The following is a 6,810-nucleotide window of genomic DNA, read 5'->3' on the forward strand; positions in this document are numbered from 1 at the left end:
TGCGGCCGCTTACTCTCGTCCCATGGCCATGGACGCTCCACGAGCTCGTCTCGCCGACATCGCCCGGCAGGCGGAGGTCAGCGAGGCCACCGTCTCGCGGGTGCTCAACGACCGGCCCGGGGTCAGCGCGGACACCCGGCACGCCGTGCTCACCGCGCTCGACGTGCTCGGTTACGAACGCCCCGAACGACTCCGCAAGCGCAGCGCCGGCCTCGTCGGTCTCGTGACGCCGGAGCTGGAGAATCCGATCTTCCCGCTGTTCGCGCAGGTCATCGAGTCCGCGCTGGCCCGGCACGGCTACACGCCCGTGCTGTGCACGCAGACGCCCGGCGGCGTGACCGAGGACGAGTACGTCGAGATGCTGCTGGAGCGCGCGGTCGCCGGCATCATCTTCGTCTCGGGCCTGCACGCGGACACCACCGCCGACCACGACCGGTACCGCAAGCTCATCGACCGCCCGCTGCCGATCGTCATGGTCACCGGGCTGGTGCCCGGCCTCGAGGCGGCGTGCATCTCGTGCGACGACGCGCGGGCCAGCGAGCTGGCGGTGGACCACCTCGCCTCGCTCGGCCACACGCGCATCGGGCTCATCTCGGGCCCCGAGCGGTACCTTCCGGTGCAGCGCAAGATTCTCGGGTACCGCGAGGCGATGCTGCGCCACGGCCTGGTCGACAACATCGAGCTGTCGCTGTTCGGCGTCGAGGGCGGGCACGCCGCCGCCGACCGGCTGCTCGAGCGCGGCGTCACCGGCCTGGTGTGCGGCTCCGACCTGATGGCGCTCGGCGCGGCGCGGGCGGCGCGCTCGCGGGGGCTGTCGGTGCCGCGCGACGTGTCCGTCGTGGGCTACGACGACTCGCCGCTGATCGCGTTCACCGACCCGCCGCTGACGACGCTGCGCCAGCCGGTGCGGGCCATGTCCAACGCGGCGGCGCAGTCGCTGGTCGACGCGATCAACGGGCAGCCGACCCCGCATTCGGAGTACCTCTTCGCGCCCGAGCTCGTCGTGCGCGGCTCCACGGGCATCGCGCCCCGCTGACGCTCCCACCCTCGATCCGGCGCGGTTGGCGGCCCGCGCCCGGACGGTCACGCCTCACGAAGGGACCAGTATGTCCAATATTTCCGATATATCGCCACAAACCCTCGACGCCATCGCCGACCTGGACGCGGACGCGGCGGAGCCGTGGTGGCGCACGGCCGTCATCTACGAGATCTACGTCCGCAGCTTCGCCGACGGCGACGGCGACGGCGTCGGCGACCTGATCGGGGTGCGCGAGCGCCTCCCCCACCTGCGCGACCTCGGCGTCGACGCGATCTGGCTCACCCCGTTCTTCCGCTCCCCCATGGTCGACGGCGGCTACGACGTGTCCGACTACCGCGACGTCGACCCCGCCTTCGGCACCCTCGCCGACTTCGACGCGATGCTGGCCACCGCCCACGACCTGGGTCTGCGCGTGATCATCGACCTGGTGCCCAACCACACCTCCAGCGAGCACCCGTGGTTTGCGCAAGCCCTGCAAGCCGGGCCGGGCGATCCGGCCCGGGCGCGGTATCACTTTCACCCGGCGACATCGGACGGTCACCCTCCGAACGACTGGGAGTCGGTGTTCGGCGGCCCGGCGTGGACGCGGGTGGCCGACGGCGAGTGGTACCTGCACCTGTTCGACCCCGCCCAGCCGGACCTGAACTGGGACAACCCGGACGTGCGGCTGGAGTTCGAGTCGGTGCTGCGGTTCTGGCTGGACCGCGGCGTCGACGGCTTCCGGGTCGACGTAGCGCACGGGATGGTGAAGGCCCCCGGGTACCCGGCGGCCGGCGCGACCGGCCAGATCGGCCTGCTCGGCCGGCGCGAGCTGCCGTACTTCGACCAGGACGGCGTACACGAGATCTACCGCGCCTGGCGCAAGATCCTCGACTCGTACCCCGGGCAGCGCATGGCCGTCGCCGAGGCGTGGGCGCCCACGCCGCAGCGGCTGGCCCGCTACACCGCGCCCGACGAGCTGCACCAGGCGTTCAACTTCGAGTTCCTGCAGGCGGACTGGGAGGACCCGGCGGCGGTGCGGGCGAGCATCGACTCGTGCGTCCACGCGGCCGAGTCGGTCGGCGCGCCGACGACCTGGGTGCTGTCCAACCACGACGTGCGCCGGCACCCGACGCGGCTGGGCTCGCCGCGCCGGGCCAACGCCGCGGCGCTGCTCATGCTCGCGCTGCCGGGCTCGGCGTACCTGTACCAGGGCGACGAGCTCGGCCTGCCCGAGGTGCTCGACCTGCCCGCGGACGCGCGCCAGGACCCGGTCTGGTTCCGCTCCGGCGGCACGGATCCGGGCCGCGACGGCTGCCGGGTGCCGCTGCCGTGGAACGCCGCGGCGCCGGCGCACGGGTTCTCCGCCACCGGCCGGTCCTGGCTGCCGCAGCCGGACTGGTCCGCGCTCGCCGCGGACGCGCAGGCCGGGGACCCGTCCTCCACATTGGAGCTCTACCGCGCGGCGCTCGCCCTGCGCCGCGAGGTGACCGGCCCGCTGCGGTGGCACGAGAGCCCGCCCGGCGTGCTGGACTTCTCCCGGGGCGACCTGCGCTGCGTCGTGAACCTCTCCGACGGGCCCGTCGCGCTGCCCGATCCGCCCGGTTCGCATGTGGCCCTGGCCAGCGGCACCGTCGCCGGCGGGACGCTCCCGGAGGACACCGCAGTGTGGATCTTTGCAAGAACTCCCAAATCTTCCTGAGAGTTTCGGCAGCTCAAGAGCCTGACGGGAGGTGTTTGCGGGCAAAATCTTGCAAGGTCCTTGACTTTCGGTTTCCACGAGGAACACGCTCAGCGTCAATCGATCCGGCCGCCACCGGATCGCCATGGCCCACCCCACTCCGCTACCGCCATTCCGGAGGGACCCGTGTACATACCCCGCCTGTCCAGACGTCTCACCAGGACTCTCGCCGTCGCCGCAGCGCTGCTGCTGGGCGCGGCGCTTGCCGTGCCGCTGCTGTCCGGCAACCGCAAGGCCGAGGCCGCCACCGGCGGCAACGACGTCATCGCCAACCTGTGGCTGTGGCCGTGGAACTCCATCGCCACCGAGTGCACGAACGTGCTCGGCCCGGCCGGCTACGGCGCGGTGCAGGTCGCCCCGCCGGAGGACTCGATCAGCGTCCCCGGCCACCCGTGGTGGGACATCTACCAGCCCGCCGCCTACGACCTCAACAGCCGCATGGGCACCCGGGCACAGTTCCAGAGCATGGTGAGCGCCTGCCACGCCGCCGGGGTCAAGGTGTACGTCGACGCGGTCATCAACCACATGACGGGCGCGAACCAGTCGAGCACCACCTCGTACGGCGGGGCGAGCTTCACCAACAACTACAGCTACCCGAGCGCCGGGTACAGCTCGTCGGACTTCCACTTCCACCCCGCCGACTGCCCACAGCCGGACAACCAGATCCATGACTGGAACAACCAGACCGAGGTCTGGAACTGCCAGCTGCTCAGCCTGTCGGACCTCAAGACCGGCAGCGACTACGTGCGGACGAAGATCGCCGGCTACCTCAACGACCTCATCTCGATCGGCGTGGACGGCTTCCGGATCGACGCGGCCAAGCACATGGCCCAAGCGGACCTGTCGGCCATCAAGGGCAAGCTCACCAAGCAGGACGTGTACTGGGCACAGGAGGTCATGCCGGGCGGCTCGGGCAACCTCGCGCCGTCGGCGTACGAGAGCATCGGCGACATCCTCGAGTTCAACTACGCCACCAACCTCAGGAACCAGTTCAACGGCAGCATCGCCAACCTGCAGACGTTCGGGCCGAGCTGGGGCCTCGAGCCCAGCGCGAAGTCCACGGTGTTCGTCTCCAACCACGACACCGAGCGCAACGGCTCGACGCTGAACTACAAGGCCGGCGCGACCGACACCCTCGCCAACGTGTTCATGCTGGCCTGGAACTTCGGCACGCCGAACGTGATGAGCTCCTTCACGTTCAGCAACAACGACGCGTCGCCGCCGGCCGACTCGGGCGGGTACGTGACCGCGGTGACCTGCGGCAGCGGCTGGGAGTGCCAGCACCGCCAGCGCGCGATCAAGAACATGGTGGGCTTCCGCAACGCCACCCGCGCCGACACGACCGTGGGCAACTGGTGGTCGGACGGCTCGAACGCGATCGCCTTCAGCCGCGGTACCAATGGATGGATCGCGATCGACAACGGCGGCGGCGCGGTGCCGTCGCGCACCTTCAGCACCGGCCTGCCCGCGGGCGTCTACTGCGACGTCATCCACGGCGACTACAACGCCGCCGCGCAGACCTGCTCCGGCCCGGCGGTCACGGTCGACGGCGCCGGCCGGGCCACCCTCGGCGTGGCGGCCAAGGACGCCGTCGCCCTGCACGTCAACGCCCGCGTCGGCGCCAACCCGACCACATCGCCGACCTCGTCGGCCTCACCCAGCACCTCGGCCTCACCCAGCACGTCGGCCTCGCCGAGCCCGTCGACCGGCGGCGTCTCCTTCACCGTCACCGGCGCCCCGAACGGCAACCCGATCTACGTCGTCGGGTCGGTCGCCGCGCTCGGCTCGTGGAACACCGCGGCCGCACTGCCGATGACGGCGAGCGGCTCGTCGTGGAGCACGACGGTGCCGCTGCCGGCGAACACGGCGATCGAGTACAAGTTCATCGCCAAGGACGCCGCCGGCAACGTGACGTGGGAGCCCGGCTCGAACCACACGTACACGGTCCCGGCCTCGGGCACCGGCAGCATCAACACGACGTGGAACGGCTCGTCCACATCCGCCCCCGCGGTCACCTTCAACGCCAACGTGACCACCAGCTGGGGGCAGAACGTGTTCGTGGTCGGCTCGATCCCGGCGCTCGGCTCGTGGAACACCGGCAGCGCGATCGCCCTGTCCTCGGCGAACTACCCGATCTGGTCGGCGACGGTGACCCTGCCAGCGAACACCGCGGTGGAGTACAAGTTCATCAAGAAGAACTCCGACGGCTCGGTGACCTGGGAGAGCGGCGCCAACCGCACCCTGAACACCGGCACAACGGCGCAGACGGTCAACGCGACCTGGAAGTAGTACCCCGGAAGGTGCGGCGTCCACTGTGGACGCCGCACCACCCCGGCGCCGCGCTCACCCTGACGTTTCCGCCAGGGCGGCTGCCAGACCGGCGAGACGGCCGAAGGCTCGGGCGAGTCCCACATGGTCGCCGTAGTCGCGGGATTCGACGATGGCGCCGTCTCGAACCCGTGTCACGAAGACGCACGGCAGCGCGAAGGAGCGGCCGTTCACCGAACCCTCGTAACTGAGCTCGAAGACGACCACCTCGGGGTCGGCGGTCCGGTGGACCTGCCCCACCGCCTCGAAGCGTTCGACCCGCTGCCCGAGGCCGGGGGCCTCGGCGAAGTGCCGGCGCAGCTCGGCCCGCGTGCGCAGCGGCGTATCGCCCAGCGGCGCCAACGGATGCCGCACGTCGGTGTGCTCGGCATACAGGCCGGCCAGGCGGTCGAGGTGCGTCTCCCGCTCCTGTTCGGTGAGGTGGCCGGCCACCAGCGCGCTGACACCGGCGGCGACAACGCGGACAACCTGTTCCGGCGTGGCTGGTCGTGACACGAAGCCTCCCGGTTAAACGAAGTCTGGACTTCGATTACTGTATCGAAGTCCAGACTTCGTTTAAAGTCCGGCCGCGACGAGATCGTGGGGATCTGCAGCTCCCATTAGGCGACGCGGCCGGCCCCGTCGAGGGCCGGTGTCAGCACTTCGGTGGCGACTTGGTCGCCGCTGCGGCCAGCGTCGTGGCGGACGGCTCCGGGGACGCCGGCGCGGAGGACTCCACGGTGGACGGCGACGGAGATGGCGACGGACCGCCGTAGAGCTGCGTCTGGGTCTGCTGGAAGTCCTTCTGGCCCAGCGCCAGGCCGTCCACGAGCGCCTGGTGGCCGTACCCGTCGGAGATCCGCAGCGTCACCGGGTCGCTCAGCGCGCCGAACGAACCCGTCCACGTGTTGTCCTCGCCGTGGCGCAGGGCGGCGAAGCCCGACGGCGTCTGCAGCTCCACAGTGGACAGCGGGTTGCCATGGTTGTCCACGACCACGCTCAGCGACGAGCGGGCGGTGCCGCCGCTGACCTTCACCCGCAGCGGCCCGACCTCGGGGTCACGGACGGTGGCGTACGTGACGGGGATGATGCCGGCGCTCAGCGCGCCGATACGGGCGAACGCGCCCTTGCCGAGGTCGACCTTGCCGGCCGGGCAGCCCGGGCACATGTCCACGACCTGTACGCGGGTGGTGCCGTTGGGCCCGGTCACGTCCAGGTAGGTGCCGCACGCGCTCCCGCCGGCGTACTCGGCGCGCCCGACCGCCGCGTATGCGCCCTCCGCGGGCGTGCCGAGGTTGCACATGCCGTTGCGCCCCGCGGAGTAGTGCGACGCGGAGCCACCGGCCGCGCACGCCGCGTTGCCACCAACCTGGGTCACGAGCACGACGGCCACCACGGTGGCGACGACGGCGGTGGCGGCGGGCACGATCCAGCGAAGGTGACGACGATTCACCTCCGGGATTGTACGGTCTGGCAATGCGCACGCCCGATCTCCGGCCGCACCGACGCCGGCATCGATGTGATCCACACCACGGGCTCGGCGGTCGAACGTTCGGCAACGAAAGACCGCCCCTGGTCGCCGTGCGGCGCAACGTCTTCGGCCGGCTCGACATCGCCGGGGAGCGGATCGCGGCCATTCTTGACGGACGGTGAATATGCGAAGGTGTTCATCGTGACGATGGTGGAACTCGCGGTCGGCTGGCTGGCCTCGCACCTGTGGAGCCGCGGCCGGGCGGAGACGGCC

General features: G+C 70.8%; 6 protein-coding genes. 4 read left to right on the forward strand and 2 right to left on the reverse strand.

All coding sequences use genetic code 11. The features are described 5' to 3' along the window. Window positions 1-28 precede the first annotated feature (28 nt). The 3 genes from ABT297_RS28575 to ABT297_RS28585 all read left to right on the forward strand — a co-directional run bounded on the left by ABT297_RS28575 (window position 29) and on the right by ABT297_RS28585 (window position 5,048). On the forward strand, window positions 29-1,036 hold the full coding sequence (locus ABT297_RS28575) for a LacI family DNA-binding transcriptional regulator (RefSeq protein ID WP_350555150.1): 1,008 nt from the start codon (window positions 29-31) through the stop codon (window positions 1,034-1,036). Between the two features lie 70 nt (window positions 1,037-1,106). Next, window positions 1,107-2,720, forward strand: coding sequence for a glycoside hydrolase family 13 protein (locus ABT297_RS28580; protein WP_350555136.1), 1,614 nt, complete (start codon window positions 1,107-1,109; stop codon window positions 2,718-2,720). Between the two features lie 165 nt (window positions 2,721-2,885). Continuing rightward, window positions 2,886-5,048 (forward strand): carbohydrate-binding module family 20 domain-containing protein, encoded by a 2,163-nt coding sequence (locus tag ABT297_RS28585; RefSeq protein ID WP_350555138.1) that lies wholly within the window; start codon window positions 2,886-2,888, stop codon window positions 5,046-5,048. 54 nt (window positions 5,049-5,102) lie between these two features. On the opposite strand, the gene ABT297_RS28590 is transcribed toward ABT297_RS28585, so the two are convergent. Then, window positions 5,103-5,582 carry a nuclear transport factor 2 family protein gene (locus ABT297_RS28590; protein WP_350555140.1) on the reverse strand — a complete coding sequence of 160 codons (480 nt, stop codon included), beginning with the start codon at window positions 5,580-5,582 and terminating at the stop codon, window positions 5,103-5,105. Window positions 5,583-5,721: 139 nt separating this feature from the next. Beyond that, entirely contained in the window at window positions 5,722-6,519 is a 798-nt protein-coding gene (locus tag ABT297_RS28595) for an expansin EXLX1 family cellulose-binding protein (RefSeq protein WP_350555142.1), read from the reverse strand. Here ABT297_RS28595 and ABT297_RS28600 point away from each other — a divergent pair. Further along, on the forward strand, window positions 6,505-6,810 hold a 306-nt coding region (locus ABT297_RS28600; RefSeq protein WP_350555144.1), incomplete at its 3' end, for a hypothetical protein. The two genes, ABT297_RS28595 and ABT297_RS28600, sit on opposite strands and share 15 nt — an antisense overlap.

Origin of the sequence: Dactylosporangium sp. NPDC000555, assembly GCF_040300025.1 — a bacterium.
Taxonomy (GTDB): Bacteria; Actinomycetota; Actinomycetes; order Mycobacteriales; family Micromonosporaceae; genus Dactylosporangium.